The 273-nt window shown below is 46.2% G+C and carries 1 protein-coding gene; it reads right to left on the bottom strand.

Annotation, left to right across the window (positions count from 1 at the left end):
- Positions 1-273, bottom strand: a 273-nt coding sequence (locus tag ACFINO_RS11205; protein ID WP_375655922.1) for a beta-ketoacyl synthase N-terminal-like domain-containing protein, incomplete at both ends; no start/stop codon positions are given.

Below are 273 nucleotides of genomic sequence, written 5' to 3'. Positions count from 1 at the left end.
AAAAAAAGGAGAAATACGCCGTGGACCTTTATCACGAAGCGTATAACCAGCCTCAACAATCCCTTCAATGCCACCAATACCCGAACCAATTAACACACCTGTGCAAATCTGGTCTTCATCACTCTTGGGAAACCACTCAGCATCTGCAAGTGCTTGGTCAGCGGCTGCAATTGCATAAACAATAAATGCATCAACCTTACGCTGCTCCTTGGATTCCATATGCAAATCAGCATTATATGTACCGTTTGCACCATCCCCTACGGGGATACGCCC

The sequence above is a fragment of the Bartonella sp. AA83SXKL genome, from assembly GCF_042196965.1.
Classification (GTDB): Bacteria; Pseudomonadota; Alphaproteobacteria; order Rhizobiales; family Rhizobiaceae; genus Bartonella.
Note: the sequence above shows the minus strand (reverse complement) of the source record. Positions and strands in the feature narration are given on the sequence as shown.